This is a genomic window from Methanofervidicoccus sp. A16, from assembly GCF_003351865.1.
In the GTDB taxonomy this organism is placed as follows: Archaea; AGJL01; Methanococci; order Methanococcales; family Methanococcaceae; genus Methanofervidicoccus.
Map to the genome: position 1 here is coordinate 725,729 of NZ_CP022242.1, position 24,796 is coordinate 750,524.

General features: G+C 36.3%; 19 protein-coding genes. 9 read left to right on the forward strand and 10 right to left on the reverse strand.

Annotation, left to right across the window (positions count from 1 at the left end; all coding sequences use genetic code 11):
* Window position 1: 1 nt before the first annotated feature.
* Window positions 2-451 (reverse strand): DUF2666 domain-containing protein, encoded by a 450-nt coding sequence (locus tag CFE53_RS03470; protein WP_371678280.1) that lies wholly within the window; start codon window positions 449-451, stop codon window positions 2-4.
* A 295-nt stretch (window positions 452-746) separates the two neighbouring features.
* Here CFE53_RS03470 and rqcH point away from each other — a divergent pair, with 295 nt between their 5' ends.
* Window positions 747-2,792: a ribosome rescue protein RqcH gene (gene rqcH / locus CFE53_RS03475; RefSeq protein WP_148120496.1), complete on the forward strand. Its 2,046-nt coding sequence runs from the start codon at window positions 747-749 to the stop codon at window positions 2,790-2,792.
* 102 nt (window positions 2,793-2,894) lie between these two features.
* On the forward strand, window positions 2,895-3,380 hold the full coding sequence (gene frhD, locus CFE53_RS03480) for a coenzyme F420-reducing hydrogenase, FrhD protein (protein WP_148120497.1): 486 nt from the start codon (window positions 2,895-2,897) through the stop codon (window positions 3,378-3,380).
* On the opposite strand, the gene CFE53_RS03485 is transcribed toward frhD, so the two are convergent.
* From CFE53_RS03485 to acs, 4 genes are all read right to left on the reverse strand, one after another.
* Window positions 3,381-4,460 (reverse strand): tryptophan--tRNA ligase, encoded by a 1,080-nt coding sequence (locus CFE53_RS03485; protein WP_148120498.1) that lies wholly within the window; start codon window positions 4,458-4,460, stop codon window positions 3,381-3,383.
* A 321-nt stretch (window positions 4,461-4,781) separates the two neighbouring features.
* Window positions 4,782-6,212 (reverse strand): cysteine--tRNA ligase, encoded by a 1,431-nt coding sequence (gene cysS, locus CFE53_RS03490; protein WP_148121147.1) that lies wholly within the window; start codon window positions 6,210-6,212, stop codon window positions 4,782-4,784.
* Window positions 6,213-7,021: 809 nt separating this feature from the next.
* On the reverse strand, window positions 7,022-7,690 hold the full coding sequence (arfB, locus tag CFE53_RS03495) for a 2-amino-5-formylamino-6-ribosylaminopyrimidin-4(3H)-one 5'-monophosphate deformylase (protein WP_172456353.1): 669 nt from the start codon (window positions 7,688-7,690) through the stop codon (window positions 7,022-7,024).
* A 1-nt stretch (window position 7,691) separates the two neighbouring features.
* The gene (gene acs, locus CFE53_RS03500; RefSeq protein WP_172456354.1) at window positions 7,692-9,812 is read right to left on the reverse strand and encodes an acetate--CoA ligase alpha subunit; all 2,121 of its coding nucleotides are present in this window, start codon (window positions 9,810-9,812) and stop codon (window positions 7,692-7,694) included.
* Between the two features lie 596 nt (window positions 9,813-10,408).
* Here acs and CFE53_RS03505 point away from each other — a divergent pair.
* The 7 genes from CFE53_RS03505 (at window position 10,409) to CFE53_RS03535 (ending at window position 20,170) form a co-directional block, all read left to right on the forward strand.
* Window positions 10,409-13,018, forward strand: coding sequence for an STT3 domain-containing protein (locus CFE53_RS03505; protein ID WP_148120501.1), 2,610 nt, complete (start codon window positions 10,409-10,411; stop codon window positions 13,016-13,018).
* A 298-nt stretch (window positions 13,019-13,316) separates the two neighbouring features.
* The gene (locus CFE53_RS03510; RefSeq protein WP_148120502.1) at window positions 13,317-13,481 is read left to right on the forward strand and encodes a preprotein translocase subunit Sec61beta; all 165 of its coding nucleotides are present in this window, start codon (window positions 13,317-13,319) and stop codon (window positions 13,479-13,481) included.
* A 21-nt stretch (window positions 13,482-13,502) separates the two neighbouring features.
* The gene (gene trpB / locus CFE53_RS03515; RefSeq protein WP_148120503.1) at window positions 13,503-14,669 is read left to right on the forward strand and encodes a tryptophan synthase subunit beta; all 1,167 of its coding nucleotides are present in this window, start codon (window positions 13,503-13,505) and stop codon (window positions 14,667-14,669) included.
* Window positions 14,670-14,681: 12 nt separating this feature from the next.
* Complete coding sequence (gene trpA, locus CFE53_RS03520; RefSeq protein ID WP_148120504.1) at window positions 14,682-15,449, forward strand: tryptophan synthase subunit alpha; 768 nt, start codon at window positions 14,682-14,684, stop codon at window positions 15,447-15,449.
* Window positions 15,450-16,562: 1,113 nt separating this feature from the next.
* A complete protein-coding gene (locus CFE53_RS03525; RefSeq protein WP_148120505.1) occupies window positions 16,563-17,912 on the forward strand; it encodes an anthranilate synthase component I in 1,350 nt (449 codons plus the stop codon).
* A gap of 10 nt (window positions 17,913-17,922) precedes the next feature.
* The gene (locus CFE53_RS03530; RefSeq protein ID WP_148120506.1) at window positions 17,923-18,516 is read left to right on the forward strand and encodes an aminodeoxychorismate/anthranilate synthase component II; all 594 of its coding nucleotides are present in this window, start codon (window positions 17,923-17,925) and stop codon (window positions 18,514-18,516) included.
* A gap of 892 nt (window positions 18,517-19,408) precedes the next feature.
* Window positions 19,409-20,170 carry an HDIG domain-containing metalloprotein gene (locus tag CFE53_RS03535; RefSeq protein WP_253254785.1) on the forward strand — a complete coding sequence of 254 codons (762 nt, stop codon included), beginning with the start codon at window positions 19,409-19,411 and terminating at the stop codon, window positions 20,168-20,170.
* A gap of 87 nt (window positions 20,171-20,257) precedes the next feature.
* Here the strand turns inward: CFE53_RS03535 and CFE53_RS03540 are convergent, their stop codons facing one another.
* The 5 genes from CFE53_RS03540 to CFE53_RS03560 all read right to left on the reverse strand — a co-directional run bounded on the left by CFE53_RS03540 (window position 20,258) and on the right by CFE53_RS03560 (window position 24,745).
* Window positions 20,258-20,704 carry an RNA-binding domain-containing protein gene (locus CFE53_RS03540; protein ID WP_148120508.1) on the reverse strand — a complete coding sequence of 149 codons (447 nt, stop codon included), beginning with the start codon at window positions 20,702-20,704 and terminating at the stop codon, window positions 20,258-20,260.
* Window positions 20,705-21,841 carry a pyridoxal phosphate-dependent aminotransferase gene (locus CFE53_RS03545; RefSeq protein WP_148120509.1) on the reverse strand — a complete coding sequence of 379 codons (1,137 nt, stop codon included), beginning with the start codon at window positions 21,839-21,841 and terminating at the stop codon, window positions 20,705-20,707.
* Window positions 21,842-22,140: 299 nt separating this feature from the next.
* A complete protein-coding gene (locus CFE53_RS03550; RefSeq protein WP_371678260.1) occupies window positions 22,141-22,689 on the reverse strand; it encodes a hypothetical protein in 549 nt (182 codons plus the stop codon).
* Window positions 22,655-23,728 carry a 5,10-methenyltetrahydromethanopterin hydrogenase cofactor biosynthesis protein HmdB gene (gene hmdB, locus CFE53_RS03555; protein ID WP_148120510.1) on the reverse strand — a complete coding sequence of 358 codons (1,074 nt, stop codon included), beginning with the start codon at window positions 23,726-23,728 and terminating at the stop codon, window positions 22,655-22,657. The genes CFE53_RS03550 and hmdB overlap by 35 nt, the downstream gene beginning before the upstream one ends.
* 111 nt (window positions 23,729-23,839) lie before the next feature.
* Complete coding sequence (locus CFE53_RS03560; protein WP_148120511.1) at window positions 23,840-24,745, reverse strand: homoserine kinase; 906 nt, start codon at window positions 24,743-24,745, stop codon at window positions 23,840-23,842.
* Window positions 24,746-24,796 lie beyond the last annotated feature (51 nt).

Here is a 24,796-nt window from a genome sequence, read left to right on the forward strand (position 1 = left end):
GTTATCCCTTATTTAAAACATCTTTCTCTATGTATTTATCTATAAGTTTGGTGTCTATCCTAGTCTTAATACCTAGCCTCTCCAACACCATCCTGTTAAGGATAATTTTAAGTATTTCTACACCCTCTTTGGAATCTGTTATCTCTTTTAACTTCCTAGTTATCCTGGGAGATTTTAACTTTTTGATAACCTCTACAATGTCTTCATCCTTTACTCTACCCTTCTTTTTATATATCTCATCTGCAATCTCTTCAAGTTTCTTTATATCGAAGGGCAGGTACTCCACTATTTTCCTATCTAACGTCTCCTCTATGGATATCAATATCCTTGCAATATCTATATTTTCAGTATTTTCATCGATCTCCATCTTTTTAACGACAAACCAATTTCCTTTTTTTACCCTAAATTGTATACTCTCCTTGTCCTTTTTTGTAGTGGTAATATTTATCACCACCTTCTAACTTTTTATAGAGGTAGTTTATTATAATTAGTAGTATTAGAGAAGATTTACTTTATTCTCCAGTGCTCAGAAGTGCCTAGAGAAGTAATTTTCATGATTAAAATATATTAAAATAAAAAGAATTCTCTACTAATATCGAATTATAATAACTGTTGGAGTTTAATTTCTATAATTTTCTGAATTTTTATTTTTTAATAATAAAATTTTTTAATAATTATTATTTTTATTTAGGATTTTTAAATTACAGTAAGATAATTTTTAATTCTTACTTTTTATAGGTGATACTATGAAAAAAGATCTGACCAACGTAGATATATACGCCATAGTACAGGAACTTCAAGGAGAGATACTAAAGGGTCTATTGGATAAGGCATTTCTCATAGATTCCCAGGGAGGAAAGGAGTTGATACTGAAGGTGCATGTCCCAGATGAAGGTGCAAAGGAGGTAGTTATAGGTGTAGGTACTTATAAATATATCACCTTAACAGAGTACAACAGGGAGAAGCCTAAAAATCCTCCATCCTTCGCAATGCTACTTAGGAAGTATCTGAAAAATACCAGGATAATCAATGTGGAACAACACAACTTCGACAGGATAGTTAAGATAACATTTCAATGGAAGGAGAAGATCTTTAAACTCATAGTGGAACTCTTCGGTGAGGGGAATGTTATACTCTTAGATAGCGAGGATAGGATAATACTACCGTTAAAGATAGAGAGATGGAGCAGTAGGGAGATCATCCCAAAAGAAATCTACAGGTATCCACCTCAGAGGGATCTAACTCCATTTAACTTAGAGCACTCATTTGAGATTTTTAAGAGTAAATTCAGTGAAGATAAGAATAAGAAAAGTGAATGTGTAAGGGTTATTTCAAGGATCTTCGGTATAGCGGGGATATATGCAGAGGAGATATGCCATATTGCAGGTGTAGATAAAAAAACTGTGAATCCCTCTGAGGAGGAGATAGAGAAACTGTACAATGGATGTAAGGAGTTCTTCAACAGGATGTTTCAAGATAGGAAACCTCACATAGTTTTAAAGGATGGGGACTATTTCGATGTATCTCCAGTGGAACTTATAAAGTATAGAGATTACGAGAAGAGGTACTATGAGAGATTCATTAATGCAGTGGATGATTACTTCTCACGGAATATTTCAAAGAAGATCGTGGAAGAGGTTGAGAGTAAACTACAGAGGATGATAAAAAAGCAGGAGAGGATTCTTGAGAGTCAGATAGAAACCCTTAAGAAGTATGAAAAAATAGCCCAAGAGAACCAGATAAAGGGGGATCTAATATATGCCAACTACAACATAGTAGATGAGATCCTCAAGGTTCTTAGGCAGGCGAGGGAGAGGATGGATTGGGAGGAGATAAAGAGGATAATTAAAGAGAACAGAGACAACCCCCTTCTTAGTAGGATCCTCTCTATAAGAGAGAAGAGTGGAGAAATTGTACTGAGACTATCTGCAGACTACGGAGAGGGGGTTGTAGAGAGGGATATTACATTGGATATAAGAAAGAACGCCTTTGAGAATGCAGAGGAGTACTACAGTAGATCTAAGAAATTCAGAAGTAAAATGGAGGGTGTTAAGAAGGCTATAGAGATGAGTAAGGAGAAACTTGAGAGACTGAAAAGGGAGGAGGAGATAGAACAGGAGTTGATGAAGGAGGTAGAGAAAAAAACCCTTGTAAAGAAGAAGAGGAAAAAGAGGAAGTGGTACGAGAAGTTCAAATGGACAGTTATAGAGGGCCACTTAATACTCGCTGGGAAGGATGCAACCACAAACGAGCTACTTATAAAGAGATACACCGACAGTAAGGATATAGTATTCCACACACTAATGGAAGGTGCACCATTTACAGTGATCAAGATGGACAGGGATATAGAGGAGTTAGAGGAGGAGAAAAGGGAAAAGTTATTGATGGAGACTGCACGTTTTGCAGTTTCCCATTCCAAAGCCTGGAAGTTGGGGTTAGGTAATACAGACGTCTATTGGGTAAGACCTGAGCAGATCTCAAAGACTGCAGAGAGTGGAGAGTATCTGAAGAAGGGAGCCTTTGTAGTGAGGGGGAAGAGAAACTTCATAAGGAGTGTGCCCTTAGGATTAGGTATAGGTATCTTGGAGTACGATGGGGAGAAGAAGTTAACTACAGCGCCTCCTGAGACTGTGAAAAGTTTTGAGAAGTATGTAATGTTAAAACCTGCTAAAAGGAAAAAGGGGGAACTTATAAAGGAACTTAAGGAGATATTTAAAGATTACGATGTGGATGACGAGGATATTCTTAGAGTCCTTCCTCCAGGGGAGAGTGATATAGTTAGAGAGCATTAAAAGAATAAAGTTTACAGAATTTACTCCTAAATAGATCTCTACAACAATCAATGAAAATAGATATTAATTTTTATAATAATATCCCACTCCCAGGTGAAAACCTTGCTACCAGATTATCTAAGAAAGGAGATACTTGTTATAGGATGTGGAAATGTCCTTTTTGGAGATGATGGATTTGGATACGAGGTAATAAAGAGGTTGGAAAAAATAGATCTTCCAGATAACGTGGAAGTTATAGATGCAGGGACAGGGAGTGCTTACTATATAATGTCCCTGTTAGATGAGGAATCCTCAGTTAAGAAGTTAATAGTTGTCGATACTATAGATTTTGACCTGCCTCCAGGGACTCTAATAAAGTTGGGAGTTGAGGACCTCCCAAGGATAGGGAAGTACAGTTTTGACGCCCACGATGTACCTTTAGCACCCTACCTCATAGATGCCCATAAGAGAGGCATAGAGGTAGTAATAATAGGTTGCCAAGGGAAGGAAATAACATGTCCAGATATAAAGATAGGACTATCCAAGGAGGTAGAAGAATCTGTCGAAAAGGCTGTTGAGATGGTCTTAGAGGAGATTAGAAGGAGATAACTACTTCAAAATATCCCAGGCCTGCTCCCTTGCAACCTCCCTCTTCTCATTTAGATCCTCTAAAAACTCTACCAACTTCTCATAGCACATTTTTTTACACTTACCACAGGTTAGTTCTCCAGATTTACAATTCTCGTATATTTCCATAAGTTCTCTATCATCCTCTACTAGGTGGTATAGATAGAGTTCATACACAATACATCTTTCAGGAATACCTCCGTATTTCTTATGCTCCTCCAAGGTTTCCCTACCTCCAGTTTTACAGGACATTACCTTCTTCCTAAGTTCCTTAGAGGGTTTATCACTTAGAAATATGGCAGTTTCTTCCTTGGAAGAACTCATCTTACCTCCAGTTAATCCTGTCATAAACCTGTGGTATGTGGAGGATGGAGATATAAAGTTGTACTCCTTACATCTCCCAGCGATATCTCTAGTTAATCTTATATGAGGATCCTGATCTATCCCTACAGGTACCAAAACTGGCATTCTCTCCTCCAGTTGAGGATGGAGTATATCTGCAACCTGAACTATTGGAGCAAAGAGATGTCCTATATTTGTCTCTCCAGTGAAACCGTAGATAGCCTTCATCTCACTGAGGTTCACCCTCTTTGCCAACCTTAGAGATAAATCTTTAACTACATTATTCTTAGATTGGAGATAGACGTGGGCATTCTCCAAGTTGAGACCTAGGGCTATATAGTTAGTTATATACTCCTCAACTGCCAACTTCTTAGTCCTCTCAAAATCCATCTCTCGAGCCCAGTAAGCCTCTAGATCTGCTATTGGTATATATATCTCGGCATTATGACTCTGATAATATATAAGTTGATCCACCACCATCTTGTGTCCAAAGTGCATTCTCCCAGAGGGCATCATCCCACTAACTACTGCAAACCTCTTACCCTCTCTCATACACTCCACTATTTTCTCAAAGTCTCGATGGCCAAATATCACTCCCCTTCTCATTAGATAGTGAGGATTCTCCAGTTTATTTAATATGTCTTTGAAGGGTTTTATCCCAAACTTCTCCATAGTCTCTTTATAGTCAATCTCCTCTGAAACTTCCCAAGGTGTTATCAACCTCTCACCATTTTTAGTGATAGGATAAAAACATAATATATATTGTAATTTTCTCATTAATTTAGATTTTATACTCATTTTTCAAAAGTTAAAAAATAAAATATTAATTATTATAAATATCATTCCTATCTTCTTTTTTAAAGAGATGGTATAAACAGAATTTCTTCTCTCCTCCTACAATTTTTAGAGCCTTGTAAGGAAAAGGATGGGATCTGTCTTTAATATATTTTTCTTATTTTTCCTAAATATTTTTTATATCATAATTTTTATTGTAATATTTACTTTAATGAGAGATTAAAAGGGTTAAAAAACTCCCAAAAATTACACCACCCTCTTCCAAAGAGTGCCTTTTGGTGTATCCTCCAATTGGATACCTATCTTTTTTAACTTATCCCTGATCTCATCGGCTAGTGGGAAATTTTTCTCCTTTCTCAATTTATTACGTATATCTATCAATATATCAACTAGGTGTTTAAACTCTTCATCTTCACTCTGAGAACTCCCATAGTACTTGTCGAATATGCCAAATATCTCACCAACTATCTTAAAGAAGTCCCTTGCAAGGAGTAGCGTGCTTCTATTAGGTCTGTTAGATGCTGTCATATACCTGTTAATGCAACTGGAAACTTCAAAGACATATTTAAGAGCCTCTGGAGTGTTGAAGTCGTCATCCATGGCACTGTAGAACTTCATCCAGAGATCAGTTAATGTATTGAGGGTCTCTCTATCCTCCCTCTCAAGTTTATACTTTATCTCAGAATCTCTAAGAACGGCGTCGATGTTCTCCAATGTGTTGTAAAGTCTCTCCAAGGTATTCATGGTATCCTTTAACCCTTCCTCACTGTACTCTAGTGGAGATCTGTAATGTCTCTGAAGTAGGAAAAACCTTACAACCTCAGGATCGTACCTTCTTAGAATCTCTTTAAGGGTTACAAAGTTCCCTAAACTTTTACTCATTTTCTCATCATCTACAGTTACAAAACCTGTATGTATCCAGTACTTAACCCAGGGACTTTTACCTGTATAGGCCTCACTTTGGGCTATCTCGTTTTCATGGTGTGGGAATATAAGATCACTACCTCCTCCATGGATATCAAAACACTCCCCAAGGTACTTAATAGCCATGGCTGAGCACTCTATATGCCATGCAGGTCTTCCCTTTCCCCAGGGGCTGTCCCAAGATGGTTCCCCAGGTTTTGCAAACTTCCACAGTGCAAAATCTGCAGGATCTCTTTTATTGGGATCTTCAACTCTATGTATCTTCTCTTCATCTAACTTTACATTACTTAACTTTCCATAATCCTTAAACTTCTTAACATGGAAGTACACTCCACCTTTAGATACATAGGCGTATCCCTTTTTTATCAATATATCTATAAATTCAATTATATCATCTATATGCTCTGAAACCCTTGGATAGATATCTGCACCTTTAACCTTTAATTTTTCCATATCCTTAAGGAAGGATCTTATATATTTGTTGGTGAGACCCTCTATAGGTACTCCTTCCCTCTTACTACGATCTATGATCTTGTCATCGATATCTGTAAAGTTCATAACAAGCCTTACAATGTAATTTCTATGTTCCAAGTATCTCCTTATGAGATCAAAGGCTACGTAAGTCCTACCATGTCCTAGATGGGCTTCGTCGTAGACTGTGGGACCACAGATGTACATCTTAACTATAGGTTTTTCAAGGGGTATAAATTCCTCCTTTTTCTTTGTTAGTGTGTTGTAGATCTTCATAGGTATCACGTAACTTTTTAGAGTGGTAGCAAATATGGTAAGAAGCCAGCCTCTTTTTTAATGATTAGATTATCTTAACCCTCTATTTAAATGATTCAATAACCTTATTTATTTTTATAATTTTTATACTCAATCACATAACATTATTTAAACTTATAATAATCTTGATTTCCAATAAGATAATAATTAAAATAATAAAAATAATTAAAAAAAAACGATAAGAAACTGTTAAAAAGTGGTAGGTAGTTAGCGAAAATTCTCTCCTCTCCCTCTACTGTCAAGGATCATCTAAGGAGAGGGTGTTTAATTATTGTTATTATCTCCTTGGAGTACCCTGAGAACTGGAAAAACCCTTAAAGGAGGCAGATTTATATCTACAAAAACACTGAGAATTTATTTATAATTTTTGTTATTTTTTTACTTTACTTTATTTTAACCCAGTTTCCATCAAAAATAATAAAAATAATAAAAAAGACTGGAAAAAACCTTAGTTTCCATCAGTAGTGATTAAAAGAACGATGAAAATGATAATTGTTATAATAATAAAAATCATAATGAAAATAATCAGTATAAAATCTATATAAAAACTATTGAATATCTTAAGATCCTTCCGAACCCTTAGGTAAGATAAGGAATCATATTCTGGTATTCACTATATTTAAAAGATATTCAGAAGATAATTCTCCTTCACTCTTCTTTTTAAAATGCTGTATCTGATGATGATAGGAGTTTTCTATTTTTTAAACATTTCTTTTTTTTTATTTATTATTTTTGTAATTATTAATTGTTATTTTTTAAACTATTATCAAAAGTATCTAATTGATCAACTCCCTAATACACCCTATACATTCCTCTATAGATCTCTTAAGTATCTCCTCTCCAAGTTTTCTATCTATTTTAACCCCGTACTTCTCAACAACCTTCGCATCCCTGTCTATCAACTTATTACTCTCCCTAGCCTCCTTCAACCCCACCATACCTATCTCAGGATACTTACTAGGATGATGATCCTCTATTTTATCCTCCCTTCCAATACCAATAACACTTCCAACAGATACCTCTTCAGTTCCTGCATGGATAAACGTTATATTCTTCATTACTATCCTCATGTTAAACTCCCTCTCTAAATCACCTAAGTACCTGGAGATAAGAACATTACCTCCATGGCAATTTACTATCAATATCTTTTTAATACCTAACCTCCTACTCCAGGAGAGTATAAACCTTAAGTAATCTACTACCTCCTCAGGTTTATTGTGTACCCCATGTTTTACATAAGGGTACTCCGTTGAGGGCAATACTACCCCTAAGAATTTTGCACCTGTTATTATAGAAACTTTCAGTGCTATATAGGATGCTATCTTTGCATCTGTATCTATGGGAAGTACAGAGCCGTGATTCTCTAAGAATGAACCTAAGGCGATAACTCCTATCTCATGAACTCTCTTATCTATTATATTTCCTGCCTCCCATCTCAGTTCCAATCTATCCCTCATCTTCAGTGATTATCAGTGCATCCCCTACATATCCCCCTTTACCCTCCTCCTTTACAAAGAGTGGATTTATATCTATCTCCCATATCTCTGGATACAACTCCATAATTAAACCGAGTTTTACCATGGTATCTACTACAAAATCTATATCCCTCCTTGGACGTCCCCTTATCCCCTCTAACACCTTGTAGGATTTTAACTCCTTTAGAGTATCCAAGGCGTACTCCCTTGTAATGGGATGGATTGCAAAGGAGACGTCCTTCATCACCTCCACAAACACCCCTCCCAACCCCACCATGATCACTGGACCGAACACCCTATCTCTCTTTCCCCCTAGGATAAGTTCCATCCCCTCGATGTACTCCTCTATAAGCACTCCGTCTATTTTACCTTTAATTCCTCTCTCCCTTAGATAATCCTCTCCTCTTTCCATAATCCTGTGGAAAGTCTCTCTAACATCCTCTGGTTTTACCACAACACAGTTGATATCAGATTTATGAGGTATATACTTCGAGCATATCTTCATCACAACGTCTCCCAAAATACTACCGTAATACTTAGCCTCCTCTGGAGTTTTTGCTAAATACCCTCTAGGTACCTTTATACCATGGAGTTTTAAGAATCTCTTTGAGTTGTACTCGTTAGGATTACTTAGGAGTTCCCTTATAGTATCTAAATTCTCCTCCTTAACCTTCATCAGTTGGGATCTTATATCCTCCAAGTACTCACAGTCATCCTCCTGTACCTTCATAACACTGTACTTATAGGAACGGGAGAGTACCTCTACACCATTCTCCGGTGATATATAGGCAGGGACTCCATTTTTCCTTAAATAACTCTTTGAGCCCTTTATGGATACACCTCCAACGAAGGAGGCTACTATCGCCTTGGACAACCCCCTCCTCTCTATCTCTCTCTTTATATCTACCACAACCTCTGCAACCTCTAAGGGTTTCGTCATCTCCTGAGGTGTAAGTATTACAAGTATGCCGTCTATATTTTTATCCTCTATAAGAGTTTCTAAGGCATGTCTGTACCTATCAGTATCTGCGTCCCCTATGAGATCCTGTGGGTTAGATACAGAGGATGTAGGTGGAAGATGTCTTCTCAACTTCTCCACTGTGGAGGGTTCAAAATCAGGAAGTGTTAAACCATACCTCCTACAACTGTCTGCAGCCATTACACCAAAGCCCCCTGCATTAGTAATAATTCCCAATCTATTCCCCCTCATAAGAGGCTGTGTAGAGAATAGGTGCATCAGATCTACCAACTCCTCGAAGGTTTCCACCGTAAGAACCTTCCCCTTTTTAAATACTGCATTGTATATCTCTATATCCCCCGCCAAACTTCCAGTATGGGAGGAGATAGCCCTGGCTCCCTCTTCAGATCTACCTCCTTTAAGTGCTATTATCGGTTTAACCTTTGCCAACCTCCTTGCACTGTCTATAAATCTTTTATCCTTAATACTCTCTATATAGAGCACAACTACCTTGGTGGTGTTGTCCTGTATAAGGTACTCTAATATATCACTCTCCCGTACATCTACCTTATTTCCTAAACTTACTATCTTGGAAAACCCTAGATTTAAGAGAGGAGCGATATCTAACACAGCAGTTATCAGCGCCCCACTCTGGGATATAAATGTAATGTTGCCCTCTGCAAAATACCCCTTACTGAAGGATGCATTTAACCTGTTGTACATGTTAATTATACCGAGGCAGTTGGGACCGATTATCCTTATATTATACTTTTTACCTATCTTTCTTATCTCCTCCTCCAGATGGTAATTACCTACCTCTGAAAAACCTGCTGAGATAACAACTGCCCCCTTTACACCTTTCTCCCCACACTCCTCCAACACCTTAGGCACGTACTCTGCAGGTACAACTATAACTGCCAGATCTATACTCTCCTCTGGAACATCCAATACTGATTTATAGCATTTGAAACCTAATACTTCACTGTACTTTGGATTTACAGGATACACTCTGTTATTGGGATTGTACTCTACGAAAACTTTTAAATTCTTCATTATTGAATAACCTACCTTTCCCTTAGTGTTGGAGGCACCAATTACTGCAACAGATCTTGGATTGAAAATAGCTTCTAACATAATATATCCCTATATATTACACTTTATCCACACTAATAAATGCTATCACAGAGATTTTAACCTCGTTTCTTAGGGATTCGAAAGTATCTAAATAAGAGTGAATAATTAAAGGGTTTTTATTAACTTATTATACTATATTTTACCAAGTATAAAAGGATTTTACAGTGATACAGTTAAAAATTAAGTATAAAAAATATTTTTTTCTCATTTTATGTTTAAATCCATTAACTGCTAGGAAAGTCCATTTTTTCTTTACCAGTGTTTATATGTGCCTAAGGAGTATAATCTGTTATTAGACATTAATTAATAATAAAAATTTCTAATAAAAAAAGAATTGATAGAAATCTCGCTCATTTCCAGTATTCAGTGTTAAATCAGAAGACAAATAAATAGATCTTATTTTTTTAAACTTTTTTAAACTATTTATTCTTTTTTATTTTTAATTATTAATTTAAAAATCTGTTTATAATCACTACTTCAAGAAATAGATATTTAAAAATATTATTATCGCCCTAGCCTATTATATATTAAAGATATTTATACCATATCCCCCTACTAAACTATAAAAATATCCCAAAATTCAATGGAGGTACAATATGAAAGAGGTATTAGAAAAGATCCATAAATTTTTTAAAAAATATGAACATCTAAAGTTAATCCTTATTCTGCTACTTATAGGATTAATGAGTTTCCAACTGAGGGCCCAGCCTGCAGATATGGGATTCACTGACAATGAAGCATTAAAGAAGATGTTCGCCGATGAAAATGGGAGGATGTACCTTGTTGCATTGGATCCCTACTACTACCTGAGACTCACTGAAAACTACTACAACCACGGTCACCTTGGAGAGACCTTGAAATATATAGATGGAAAGTGGGTACCTTACGACACCTGTCAATATGCTCCCCCTGGTCACCCCATAACTAGACCTGTACCAGCAATAACCTATGCAACGATTGCAGTGTATGAGATATGGCACTCCTTAGATCCGACAGTAACCCTAATGAATGCAGCCTTCTGGGTACCACCTCTTCTAAGTATCCTCTTGGGAATACCTATATTCTTCATAGTTAGAAGGGTTACCAGGAGTAATATCGGTGGAATCGTAGGGGCACTGCTCATAGTCTCTACACCTGCACTACTTTATAAGACCTCTGCAGGTTTTGCAGATACCCCTATATTTGAAATACTGCCTATACTCTTCATAGTATGGTTTATTATGGAGGCACTTCACAACCAGAGGAACTTTAAGTTATCCCTTATATACACTATCTTGGCAACACTTACAATGGCACTGGCACCAAGGATGTGGACTGGTTGGTGGTACGGATATAACGTAGTAGCAGTGTTTCTAATACTCTATACAATATACACTCTCCTCGTAAGTAGATACAAAGATAAAATACCTCTTCCTCTGGTAGTGGATGATGTAAAGAGACTTCTACCTATAGTAGGTATCTTCATCCTTGGAGGGGCCCTCTTAATATCTCTACTCTATGGTGTAAATGTTTTCATAAATGGAGTTCTCTCACCATTTGAATTTATTAAAATAAAGGAGACTACTAAAGCTACAGGTTGGCCTAACGTATTTACTACAGTATCTGAACTTCAGACACCAACACTTAAAGAAATTATAGATGGGGCATTGGGAGATCCTCTGCTATTTGTATTAGGTGTTTTAGGGATATTGACCTCCTTTATCTCGATGAGGTATGAAAAGGAAGGTATTAAAATAGATCTCAAATACGCCCTCCTCCTTACACTATGGCTTATTGCAACATTCTACGCTGCTACAAAAGGAATAAGGTTTATCGGTTTAATGGTACCTCCACTATGTATAGGTGTAGGTATATTAATTGGGCAGTTGGTGAATGTTATAAAGAGGAGAGATGACGAATTAACAAAGTGGATAATATACCCAACAGTTGGGATACTCTTCCTCATTGCCCTATATAAGACACTTCCAAAGATACCGAAGATCATACTACCTACAACTTACGTTCCTATTGCCGCCTATGGACTTCTCCTCGTTCTAGTAATACTTAGTATATATAAGATTATAGATATAGTGGTTTCCTACAACAACAGAATGAAAAAGGTTGCTACTTTACTACTGGCACTGTCCCTAGTCTTACCTCCTTTGGCCAGTGCTGTCCCCTTCTATACTGCACCAACATTTAACAACGGGTGGAAGGAAGGTTTAGACTGGATAAAAGAGGAAACGCCAAATAACACTGTGATCACCTGTTGGTGGGATAACGGTCATATATACACCTGGGCTACTAGAAAGATGGTAACCTTCGATGGAGGATCCCAAAACTCCCCAAGGGCCTACTGGGTAGGTAGAGCCTTTGCTACATCTAATGAAAACCTATCAGTAGGTATAATTAGGATGCTTGCTACAAGTGGAGATAAGGCCTTTGAAAGAGGAGGTATCTTGATGAACTACACCAATAACAGCGTGTCTATGACAGTTAAAATACTCAACGAGATACTTCCTCTAAGTAGAAGTGAGGCGTATAAAATACTTACTGAGAAGTACCACCTAAGTGATGAAGATGCTGAAATACTCCTAAATTACACCCATCCAGAACAACCTAATCCAGATTATCTCATCACCTACAACAGAATGACTGATATAGCCTCTGTCTGGAGTATGTTTGGCTTCTGGAATTTCGATCTACCTCCAGAAACTCCTAACTATAAAAGAGAGAAAGGGTTTTATATGCGACTACCTGGAGGAGATGGATCTTTTATTAACAACTCCTTAATAGTTAAAGTACCTATTCAAAACAGGGAAAACTACATGATTTTAAATCTCATTGTAATAAAGAACAATACACTCTACAGTTATGATATAGCCTACGATGTGAATAGAAATGCTATAGTAGGTGAAAATATAACAGGATTCCACAAGGTTGTTGTAAAATATGGAGATAAGTTATACGAGAAGGTATTTAATGAGAAGGGTACTTACAGTTTAATTGTTAGATTGGAACCTTTAGATAACCAAACATACCTGGCATACGCATGGATATCAACGAGGAACTTAGAGGATAGTATATATACAAAACTTCACTTCTTAGACGGTGCTGGGTTGAAACATATTAGACTGGTTAAGGCTACATGGGATCCTACGCATCCAGGGATACAGCCAGGATTTAAGATATACAGAGTAGATTATGGAGAAGAGTATTTAAATTAATTTTTTCTTCTTTTTTATTATAATTTTAATTAAATTAATAAAAATAAATTATTAAAAATAAAAAAGATGAAGAATGTTTTATAGAGAAATGAATATGGTAGTTAGTCATTTATTAGAATGTCCTATAAATAAAGGTAGATCCCAGTTGTTATTGGTTCTATTTGGACAGTGATCTATCTTCATATAATTGTTAACTACTGTATTATTTTTTAATATTTTTATCCTAATGTTTTTATAATAAGCAATTTTAATATAGTAAAGTCTTGAAAATTTTATAAAATTATCAACGAGTGATACCATGGCAAGAAGAGATGAAGATAGGGGGTTGGCCACAAGTGCAGGATTGATTAGGTACATGGATACAGACATTTCAAAGATAAAGATATCTCCTGAAAAGGTATTGGGAATTACAGTCTCTATAATTATCTTAGAGGTTATTCTAAACTACGGTATTTTTATTTAAAAAATAGACGGTGATAAAATAATGAGATTTGGAGAGTACGGGGGACAGTACGTTCCAGAGGTACTTAAACCCCCTCTAAAAGAACTGGAAAAGGCTTACAAGAAGTACAAAGACGACCCTGAATTCAAGGCAGAACTAGACTACTACTTAAAGAACTACGCCGGTAGGGAGACACCTCTCTACTTCGCCAAAAACCTTACAGAGAAGATAGGAGGGGCTAAGATATATCTAAAGAGGGAGGATCTACTCCTTGGAGGTGCCCATAAGATAAACAACAGTATAGGGCAGGCTCTTCTGGCAAAGAAGATGGGGAAAACACGATTGATAGCAGAGACTGGTGCAGGGGAGCATGGATTATCTACCGCCATGGCTGGGGCCCTCTTCAAGATGAAAACTAGGATATACATGGGAAGTATAGATATAGAGAGGCAGAAGTTAAACGTATATAAGATGAAACTCCATGGGGCAGAGGTGTATCCAGTAGAATCTGGTTCAAAAACATTAAAAGACGCCATTAACGAGGCTTTAAGGGACTGGGTGGAGACCTTCGAATATACCCACTATCTAATAGGTTCCGTTGTAGGGCCCCATCCATACCCTACAATGGTTAGGGACTTTCAATCTGTCATAGGGAGGGAGGCTAAGAGGCAGATATTGGAGATAGAGGGAAGACTACCTGACTGTATCGTCGCCTGTGTTGGAGGAGGGAGTAATGCCATAGGTATCTTTCATGAGTTTATAGACGATAAGGAGGTTAGACTCATTGGAGTGGAGGCTGCTGGAGAGGGGCTAGATACAGATAAACATGCCGCCACCTTACTTAAGGGTAAGAAAGGTATACTTCATGGTATGTGCTCCTACTTCCTTCAGAATGAGGATGGACAGATAAAAACCACTCACAGTATCTCTGCAGGGCTGGACTATCCTGGGGTGGGACCTGAACATGCCTATCTCAAGGATATAGGTAGGGTGGAGTACGTAGGAATAACAGACGAGGAAGCTCTAAATGCTTTCTTGGAACTCTCTAGAACTGAGGGCATAATTCCAGCCCTTGAGTCTTCTCACGCCCTCGCCCATGCAATGAAGATAGCGAAGGATATGGATAAGGATGAGATCATTATAGTAAATCTCTCAGGTAGGGGAGACAAGGATCTACATACTGTAATGAGTCATTTAGAATTTAAATAAGGGAGTGATTACATGGAGAAGAAGTTAGTTAGTTTTATAGTTGCAGGGGATCCAAAGGTAGAGGCAACACTGAGGTTTATGAAGGCTCTAAGTAAGTACTCAGATATAATAGAGTTGGGTATACCGTTCAGTGATCCCATGGCAGATGGGGAGACTATTCAGAGGGCAAATGTTAGGGCGTTAAAGGGTGGGATGAAGGTTTCCAAGGTTTTTGACATTATAAAAGAGTTTAGGAAGTATTCTAGTATTCCTGTAGTTGTGATGACATACTATAACCCTGTATTTAACATGGGAGTGGAGAACTTTATAAGGAGGTTGAAGGAGGCTGGAGGTGATGGATTAATAGTGGTGGATCTACCTGTAGAGGAGGCAGAGAATTATCTCTCCATTTGTAAGAAGTACAATATTGGTACAGTGTTCCTTGCTGCTCCTAATACCTCTGAGGAGAGGTTGAGAGAGATAGATAGGGCATGTACTATGTTCCTCTACTTAGTCTCACTCTACGGTACTACAGGGGTTAGGGAAGATATCTCCACCTTGGCTCTAGACTTTTTAAAGAGGGCTAAGAAGATATGTAAAAATCCTATCTATGTTGGATTTGGAGTATCAAAGAAGGAGCATGCTAAGAGATTTATTGAGGCTGGAGCAGATGGGGTTGTTGTAGGGAGTGCCTATGTGAAGATAATCGAGAAGTACGGTGATTCCGAGGAAACTGTAAAAAAACTTGAGGAGAAGTGTAAGGAGTTGAAAGAGGGGGTTTTAGAGGGAAGTAAGGGATAAAATAAAGTAAGATTAGAAGTTAGCATTTACCTTTAGTTCTTATTAAGTAATAATTAAAATTATCTCTTAACATTTTGAGTACGGAAATAAAAAGAGGTTGATTCCTTTTATAACCGATAGAGGTAGACGTTCAGGGATCCTGGAAATTTTTAGTTTCGGGATTATTTTATTTAATGATAAAAATAATATAATATGATTTAAAACCTAACAAAAAAAAGAAAAAAGATAAGATTCTTAAGAAGACATGATTAATAGATATCTTCTTGTTTCTTAAATACCCAGTATAAACTAGAGATAAGAGTCATATTTTACTTTTTATATTTTTTTGTTTAGTTACTAATTATTAGTTTTAGAATTTTTATTTTATTTTAATTTTTATTATAATTGTTATTTTTATTACTGTTGTTTAGTATAAAAAAGGGTAAAAAATTTTCTTCTTCATAATAGTTAGCACAAACCAGCGGATAGAGGTGAGATCTGCCTTTTTAACTAGTATTAACTTTATGTCAAAATTATTAGCAATTTAAAGATTTTTATTTTTTACATTAACATTATTAACCTTAGTTCCCACCAAGTAGTGATTAAAAGAACGATGAAAATGATAATCATTATAATAAAAATCATGATTAAAATAATCAGTATAAAATCTATATTAAAATCATTAAATATCCTAAGATCTTTCCGGAACCCTTAGATAAGATAGAAAATCCTATTCTGGTATTCACTATACTAGAAAGTTTACAGAGGACATTCTCCTTCAAACTTCTTTTTAAAATTTTTGCACCTGGGATAACAGAAGTTTTTATTTTAAAACTTTTTCTTATTTTTTTTATTTTTATTATTTTTATAATTATTCTTATTATTTTTTAAACTATTCTTTTGATGGGAACGAGAGTATTATTAATAATTTTTATTATTTTTATTTTATTCAGATTTTTATAGTTGCTGTTTTAGTGTAGGGATAGTTTGTCATACTTTATTTATCGCTATTTTTAAAGAATTTTTAATAGAAGCTAAGGTTCGATGGACATACATTAATATAAATAGTTTTATTATATTATTTAATACCCCAATTATTTATAATATATCCTAAAATCTTAATTGGAGATAGATATGAAACTCTACAGAAAAAAGTTTGATTATGTTGATCCTATAAAGTTATACAGTGTATTAAGGGAGAAAGGAGAGTATTCATTTATATTAGAATCAAGAGATAAGCATCCGTCGAAGGCGAGATATACTTACATCTCTGCGAATCCTGAGTTCGTTGTAAAGATTAAGAGGGATACAAAGATAGACAATACCAAGATATCCAAGGAGAGTAATCCCTTCAAAGGTCTAAAGGAAGTATATTTCAACGAAATAGGAGATGAAACACCCTCCAATATCGATGCGAATGAGAGGTTTATAGGAGGTTTCTTAGGGTATATAGCCTACGATGCTGTACATAACTACATAGGAGGAGACATTGAGGAGGCGTCAGTTTTTGGATACTACAGGAGTCTCTATGTATATGATCATATACTAAATAGATACTACTACCTTACCCTAAATAATTCAGAGGAGGAGATGAGAAAGGCTGAGAGAATAGTTGAGAGGGCAAAAAAAAGGGAGATTCCAGATGAATCAGGTAGTTCAGAGATAGTAAGTTGTGATGCAGGGAGGGAGGAATATATAGAGATGGTGAAGAGGGCTAAGGAGTACATATACGATGGAGATGCCTTTCAGATAGTTATATCCAGGGAGTACAACCTAAGGAGTGATCTATCTCCCTTTAAGATATATAGGAATCTCAGGGAGATAAGTCCAAGTCCCTATATGTTTTTCTTGGAGTTTGAGAAGAAGGTTTTAGGGGCATCTCCAGAGACTATGGCATCTGTGGAGAAAAATATACTAAAGATAAACCCTATTGCAGGAACTATAAACGTTGGGAGAACTGAGGAGGAGACAAAAAGGTTGGCGGAGAAACTCCTTCAGGATGAGAAGGAGAGGGCTGAACATATGATGCTGGTAGATCTGGCAAGGAACGACGTCAGGAAGGTTTCAAAACCTGGATCTGTTAAATTGAAGAGGTTCTTTGAGGTGGTTAGATACAGTCATGTGCAACATATAGAGAGTGAAGTTGTTGGAGAGTTAAGAGAAGATGTTACAATGTTCGATGCGGTGGAGGCATCTTTTCCAGCAGGTACTTTAACTGGGGCTCCTAAGTACAGGGCTATGGAGATAATAGATACCTTGGAGAGATCTAGGAGAAGGGTGTATGGGGGGGCTGTAGGATACTTCTCACTAAACAACTACGGGGACACTGCAATTGCAATAAGGATGGCTGAGGTAGAGAGGGATAATCTCATAAGGGTGAGGGCTGGAGCGGGAATAGTGGCGGACTCTATACCAGAGAATGAATACATCGAAACTGAGAGGAAAATGGCAGCAATTATGAGTGCCCTGAATGTTAATAGATAACGGTGAAACTATGATACTTATCATAGATAACAGAGATTCCTTTGTATGGAATTTGGCGGAGTACGCCTCTATCTACGACAGTGTAGAGGTGGTGCCAAATACTATAACCGTAGAGGAGGTTAGGGAGATAGATCCCTCAGGTATAATTATATCTCCAGGTCCTGGAAGTCCAGAGAAAAGGAGGGACGTTGAGAACTGCCCAGATATTGTAAGGAGTGTAGATGTACCTATATTAGGTGTCTGCTTAGGACATCAGATCATCGCCTATACCTTTGGGGGAAAGGTGGGGAAAGTACATCCTGTCCATGGAAAGGCGTCTCTAATAAAACATGATGGAAAAAGTATATTCAAAGGTGTAAAAAATCCCTTTATGGGAGGTAGGTACCATTCCCTGGCAGTGCTCGAGGTGCCCAAGGACTTTGAGATCAGTGCTACTACTGTAGGTGAGGAGAGAATAGTGATGGGAATAAGGCACAGATATAAACCTATTGAAGGGGTGCAGTTTCACCCTGAGAGTGTCCTTACAGAGTGGGAGAGTAAGGAGGGTTTGAAGATAATTAAGAACTTTGTGGATATTGCTAAGGAGTGGAGGGAGAGGAGATAAATAAAATTAAGTAATTAAAAAAGATTTTGAAAACAAAAACTTCTATAACAGATATATAAAATTTTAAAAGTATAAACAGATATACCTCGATATATCTACTTCTGAATGTTAAAGGAAGGATGATCCTCTGGAATATCGTTTCATTTTCACTGATTATTTTATATTAACCCTAGTTCCTATCAAGATTGTGATTAAAAAATAATAAAAATGATTATCATAAAAAAAATAATAAAAATCTTAAGAGGAATAATAATAAAATTAATAAAATTCTGATAGATGTAAAAAATAAAATAACCCTTTCTTCCTATATGGGATACTGGATAAACAAGTAAGATTTCTTTTTAATTTTTTAGATATTATTATTTTATTTTTATAACCTTAGTTCCCATCAAAGTGATAATTAAAAGAATAATAAAAAGATAATTATTATATTTAAAAATCATAATGAAAATAATTAATATAAAAACCATATAAATATCCTTAGGATCTTTCTGAACACTTAGGTAAGATAGGAGATCTTATTCTGGTATCCACTATATTAAAAGGTATTTAGAGGATCATTCCCCTCCAATCTTCTTTTTAAAATGTTATATCTGAGATATTTTTCTTTATTATTTTTATAATTATTTTTATTATTCTTAAAACTACCCTTTTGATAGGAAGTAGGGTTTTTATTAATAAATAATTATTATTTTTATTTTCTTTTAATTACAAGTGATGGGGACTAAGGTTTTAATAATAAGAATATAATTTTTTTTTAAGAAATAATATAAAAATCAAAGAATGATAAAAATGATTCTTATTTTTAAGAGTTAAATCATATCCTATATAAATTAACAGGTGAATAAAAATGGAAGATAATAAAATAGAATCTCCTGAAAATAATAAAAAAATGGAAGATGGAAAAAAGACGGAGTATAAGAGAAAGAGGTACTCCTTTGAGGATCTTATAGCCTTGGCGGAGGAGATAAAAGATAAAGATCTAAGGGAAAAGGTTATAGAATTTCTAAAGAACCCCCTTCCAACACATAAAGATATTGAAAATACTAACATTCCCATTGAGGATTCACCTGCCAGTATTAGATGGCATCATAAGTATAAGGGGGGTTTAGTTGAACATACCATAGCTACAACGAAGATAGCGTTGAAGATAGCAGAGGCTCTTGAGGAGGTTTATGGTTTAAACATTAACAAAGATGTGCTGATAGCAGGGGGGCTACTTCATGACATTATGAAGCCCTTTAACTATATAGAGGATAGTGAAGGTGAAGGGTACGATCATATCCCAAAGTTTCATTTAGAGCATCTTACATTAGCAGTTGCAGAACTCTACAAGAGGGATTTTCCGATAGAGGTTATAAAGGTGGTAGCCTCCCACCATGGGGAGTATGGCTCTATGAAACCAGATTCCATTGAGGGGTGGATACTTCACTATGCAGATACTATAGATGCATCTTTAAATGATATCGCCATCAGGATATGTCAGGCGAGGGCTAGGGATATAGGGGTAGATGAGGGTGAGATATACAACCTATTTACACCTTTAAAGATATACGAGATGAGGGTTAAAGAAGGTAAAGATAGATTAAAAGAGAAATTAAATGAGATATTCAATGTAGAGGGTGAAAAAGAGGAGGAAAATAGTTCCGAATAATTATTAAATAATCATTATTATTTATTTTTTAATTTAACCTTAAATTTTTGCTCTTTTTATAAATATTATTTTTCTTATTTATTTGATCTAACTACCAAGAAAGGAGTCATCACTTCTATTAATATTATCTTCTAAGATCTCTTCCTCCTCAACTATTTTTCCATCCTTCGTTCTCGGTGCAATATCCTTAACTATGGCTCTTATATCTTCACCTTCCTCTGCAATAATCTTTACGTCTATACCTCCATGAACATCCCTGTCAAAATTTACAACTCCGCAGTAGGCAGCCTGTTTATTCAATACGAACCTTGTAGAATTCCCTGAAATACCTTTCTCTAAAACCATTCTCGCAGCATCTAATATAGCCTGTCTTCTAATAAGTTCTTTAAGTTTCTTTAAACTCTTAGCCTCTGCAGTTAGTATGTTATTTTCATCGATGAGGATCTCAGCATCCCTGAATATATTTCGAACGGCCTTAATAACCTTCTCCCTATCCTCTGTTGGTTTAATTCTGGTTTTAATCTTTATAATCATTTACATCCCTCCTAGGAGTGTCTCTCTTATTATCTCTACAGCCCTCTCGAGATACTCGTACTTAGTGGCGTAGGAGAGTCTAATATAATATTTACTACCCTCTCCAAAGGCCACTCCAGGGACTGCTAATACTCCTCTCTCCATCAACCTTTTAACAATCTCCTTTCCAGTTCCGTACTCCTCGGTGTTGGGAAATACATAGAAGGCTCCCTCGGGAGGATATAACTTAAATACATCCCTTAACCCCTTAACCATCAGATCCCTTCTCCCCCTGAATTCTTTAACCATCTCATATACACAACTCTGGTCCCCCCTCAATGCAGCAAGTGCTCCGTACTGGGCAAAGGATGTTGCACATGCAAAGGAGTACTGGTGTATCTTCGTCATGTGATCTATAATCCTAAAATCACTGTTTAAATTTTCACTTACATAGAGATAGCCTATCCTCCACCCTGTCATAGCGTAGGTTTTAGAGAAACTGTTGACAACTATACAGTTGTCGGTGTATCTTATAGGAGAGTAGTGTTTTCTATCGTAGATGATCTTGTCATATACCTCATCTGAGATAATTATTAGGTTGTAGTCCTCTGCAATATCGGAGATTCCCTTTACTTCCTCCTTACTCATTACCTTTCCAGTGGGATTTCCAGGAGTATTTACAACGATACATTTGGTTTTATCAGTTATGCTCTCCTTTACCTTTTCGATATCGAGGGAGAAATCCTCCTCAAGTTTTACAGGCACAGGTCTACCTTCACATAACTGGATGAGGTTCCTGTAGGATAGAAAGGCTGGATCTGTGATTATTACTTCGTCTCCTCTATCCACAAGAGACATAAAGGATAACATCAAACCTTCTGAGGCTCCACAGGTGATTATTATATTTTCTGGGGATATATCTAAGTTGTAGTCCATCTTTAACCTGTTGCTTATCTCTTTCCTAAGTTCGTATATTCCATTGTTGGGGGTGTAGTGGGTTTTTCCTTCGTCAAGGGCTCTTTTTGCAGCCTCTACTATATGTTTAGGTGTGGTAAAATCTGGTTCTCCAATGCCTAAGTTTATAGTATCTTTGGAAGAGGTGCTAAATATCTTTCTTATATCAGAGGAAGTTATAGCGAAACATCTCTTAGAGATCAAGGTTATCACCTATTTTAACCAGCAGAGTAATGATAATAAAATTAATAAATAGTAAAAATAGTATTTATAACCCTAGTCCTCATTAAGTGGTTATTAATAAAGAAATGATAAGAGTAATATTATCTTTTTCCTTTAATGTTTAGTAATTAGGAAAGAAAAAAATTATTTGAGGATGAAATAGGAGTTTTTTATTTTAAATATTTTTTATTTTTTATTGTTTGATTATTTTATTAAAAATTTTAAAATGGATATTATGTTCTAATAATATTTATTCTCTCTCCCCTCAAATCAAACTACAACTATAAAGAGTTCAGCAAACTTATAAGAGATAGATATCTATCCTCTACTCTCTCAAGAGTGGTTAAATCGTACCTGTGAGTTTTCAACACGAGTATATTTTTATTATCTTTATATTTATCTACCATATAATCTGGTACCACAGGAATACCATTCTTAGATATAGGCATACCTAGATCTAACACTACCTTCTTTACAAAATCAGATACAGGATTTACCTCCACATCCCTGTTAAACTTGAGAGATTTAATATATTTCTTCCTCTCCTCTATATCTAAAAGATACTTCTCTATCTTTTCAGGAGAACCAATATTTAACTTACTCAATCCCTTTACACTTTCAATTAGATCGTCAAAGGTCGCAGAGGAGATCTCAAAGATAGGAAAAGGGTTCAACTTCTTAACTCTATCCCTATATCCCTTAGAGATAATAAGCAATGAATACCTACCCTTCAATTTAGTGTTGTAGGGATCTACCACTGAATAATCCTCTATCCCTATATTTTTAGCAACATCCCTATACATCTTTGTGACTCCCACCTTCAACCTCATAGGAACCACGATTATCTCTTAACTTCGGTTTCAACCCTAACTCCTTTATCATTCTAACCACTTCCCTGAGATTTCCAGTCTTAGGATTGCCCACACCCTTTACATCTAATGGATAGTTTTCAGGTATCACAGTTGCTATATTACTTGCCCCTGCCAATAGTGCAAACTTCACAAGTTCAGGTCCTATGGTAGGAGTTGGAGAGGTTATCCTGATGTGAGGAAACATCAACCTCGTTATCGCAATAGTCTTCCCCTGCTCCAAGGCAGAACACCTTGGATGATTCTCCATAGGAGTACCTGGATAGGGATTGAAACCCATAATAGGTATTTCATCTACATCTAACTCCTTTAAAAATAGTAAATGCTCCACCCTATCCCTATAACTCTCACCTATCCCTATCAACAATCCAGAGGATAACTCTATATTATACCTTTTAACAAGTTTGCAGATCTCCATCCTTCTATCTAAACTCTCCCCAGGTTTCAACCTTTCAAAGAGTTCTCTGTTGATAGTCTCCAAATTACAACATATGGTATCTATTCCATATTTTTTCAACTTCCTAATACTCTCCTCAGTTAGATCCCCTCCAGCATTAACTAAAACCTTCAAGTTGGTATTCTCCTTAACTATCCTTAGAGCCCTGATAACCTCTTTTCCTTCATATCCATGTCCAGAGGAGCAACTTACCCGGCATATTCCACTTTTCTCTATGGCAATAGCACATCTCTTTATATCCTCGTCTGACAATCTAAAGGGTTCATAATAACCTACCTTAGAGGTACCTGCTGCGAAACCACAGTAGAAACACTTTGGAGATATTTCACAAATATTTGTTATATGTATTGTGGAGGTTATCTCGATCTCCTTTATAAAGTAGTCTCTTACCTGGGAGGCTAAGTAAAAGAGTTTTATATAGTCCTCCAACTTGGAAATTTTAAATAGATTTAAAGCATCCTCCTTAGATATTAAACCATCTTTAACTGTAATTTCTCCATCTTTTAACTTTTGAAAATTCTTTTTTATTTTAGAGAAATCCATTAAATCACCATCATAATGATATTAATTATTTTTAATTAAGGTTTTAATATTTTTATTATTATTAATTTTTCTATTAAATGATAATGATTGGTGTTATAAAAATAAAAATAATTAATCCCTCTCTAATATCTGAACACCTGAACCTACCTTAGTGTGATATACAGGACATCCCCATACCTCATTAAGTATCTCCTTTATCTTAGACACCTCGCCCTCCTTAGGTACAATTATCACCCCAGGCCCAGATCCACTTATAGTTATACCATAAACTAGATCCCTTACCTCCTCCTTCACCTCTGAATATCCAGGTATTAACTGAGATCTATAAGGTTCAACAATCTTATCCCCCATCATACACCTTCCAAAGAGTTCCACATCATCCTTAAAGAGACTGTAGATCATCCCACAGGCTTTCCCTACGTTATTCACCATAGATCTGAGAGGTACGCTATCTGGAAGTATCTCCCTCGCCTTCTTTGTAGACACCTCTATATCTGGGAGGGCTACCACTACCTCAAAATCCACAGGTATGTGTAAAACTTCTAAGGGATCGTAGTTGATCACCATTGTAAAACCGCCGTATATTGCAGGTGCAACGTTATCCGCATGGGGGAACCCTGCAGAGATAGACTCACCTAAGGATGCATATTTAACAAGTTCCAGTTTAGAGAGGTTCAAGTTGAACAGTTCATTCATGGCAAAGGCAACCCCCGCAGAGGAGGCTGCACTACTCCCTAAACCACTACCAGGTCTGATTCCCTTCTCGATCTCTATCTTTACTCCTTCCTCGATGTTGAAATCCTTTATCATCTCCCTTGCAACAACACCAGCAGTGTTTCTATCAACATCTGTAGGTATCTTCTCTGCCCCTTTTCCCTTTAGAGATATACTTATGCCTTCTTTAGATCTTGAGAGGGTTATTGTGTCGTATGGTTCAGAGAGTGCAAGTCCAAAGATGTCGTAACCAGGTCCTAAGTTTGCAGAGGTTGCAGGTGAGGTTACCTTTATTCTCTCCATAGTTTCACCTTGATAATATTATAAAAGTTCCCATAATAAAAAATAATTATG

What these genes read in the sequence shown, in the direction of transcription:
- CFE53_RS03550 (WP_371678260.1), bottom strand. Translation starts at nt 22,689, where the DNA reads ATGAGGTTGAAGGTGGGAGTCACAAAGATGTATAGGGATGTTGCTAAA.
- trpA (WP_148120504.1), top strand. Translation starts at nt 14,682, where the DNA reads ATGGAGAAGAAGTTAGTTAGTTTTATAGTTGCAGGGGATCCAAAGGTA.
- hmdB (WP_148120510.1), bottom strand. Translation starts at nt 23,728, where the DNA reads ATGGATTTCTCTAAAATAAAAAAGAATTTTCAAAAGTTAAAAGATGGA.
- acs (WP_172456354.1), bottom strand. Translation starts at nt 9,812, where the DNA reads ATGTTAGAAGCTATTTTCAATCCAAGATCTGTTGCAGTAATTGGTGCC.
- trpB (WP_148120503.1), top strand. Translation starts at nt 13,503, where the DNA reads ATGAGATTTGGAGAGTACGGGGGACAGTACGTTCCAGAGGTACTTAAA.
- CFE53_RS03530 (WP_148120506.1), top strand. Translation starts at nt 17,923, where the DNA reads ATGATACTTATCATAGATAACAGAGATTCCTTTGTATGGAATTTGGCG.
- rqcH (WP_148120496.1), top strand. Translation starts at nt 747, where the DNA reads ATGAAAAAAGATCTGACCAACGTAGATATATACGCCATAGTACAGGAA.
- CFE53_RS03535 (WP_253254785.1), top strand. Translation starts at nt 19,409, where the DNA reads ATGGAAGATGGAAAAAAGACGGAGTATAAGAGAAAGAGGTACTCCTTT.
- CFE53_RS03505 (WP_148120501.1), top strand. Translation starts at nt 10,409, where the DNA reads ATGAAAGAGGTATTAGAAAAGATCCATAAATTTTTTAAAAAATATGAA.
- CFE53_RS03560 (WP_148120511.1), bottom strand. Translation starts at nt 24,745, where the DNA reads ATGGAGAGAATAAAGGTAACCTCACCTGCAACCTCTGCAAACTTAGGA.
- CFE53_RS03540 (WP_148120508.1), bottom strand. Translation starts at nt 20,704, where the DNA reads ATGATTATAAAGATTAAAACCAGAATTAAACCAACAGAGGATAGGGAG.
- CFE53_RS03510 (WP_148120502.1), top strand. Translation starts at nt 13,317, where the DNA reads ATGGCAAGAAGAGATGAAGATAGGGGGTTGGCCACAAGTGCAGGATTG.
- CFE53_RS03525 (WP_148120505.1), top strand. Translation starts at nt 16,563, where the DNA reads ATGAAACTCTACAGAAAAAAGTTTGATTATGTTGATCCTATAAAGTTA.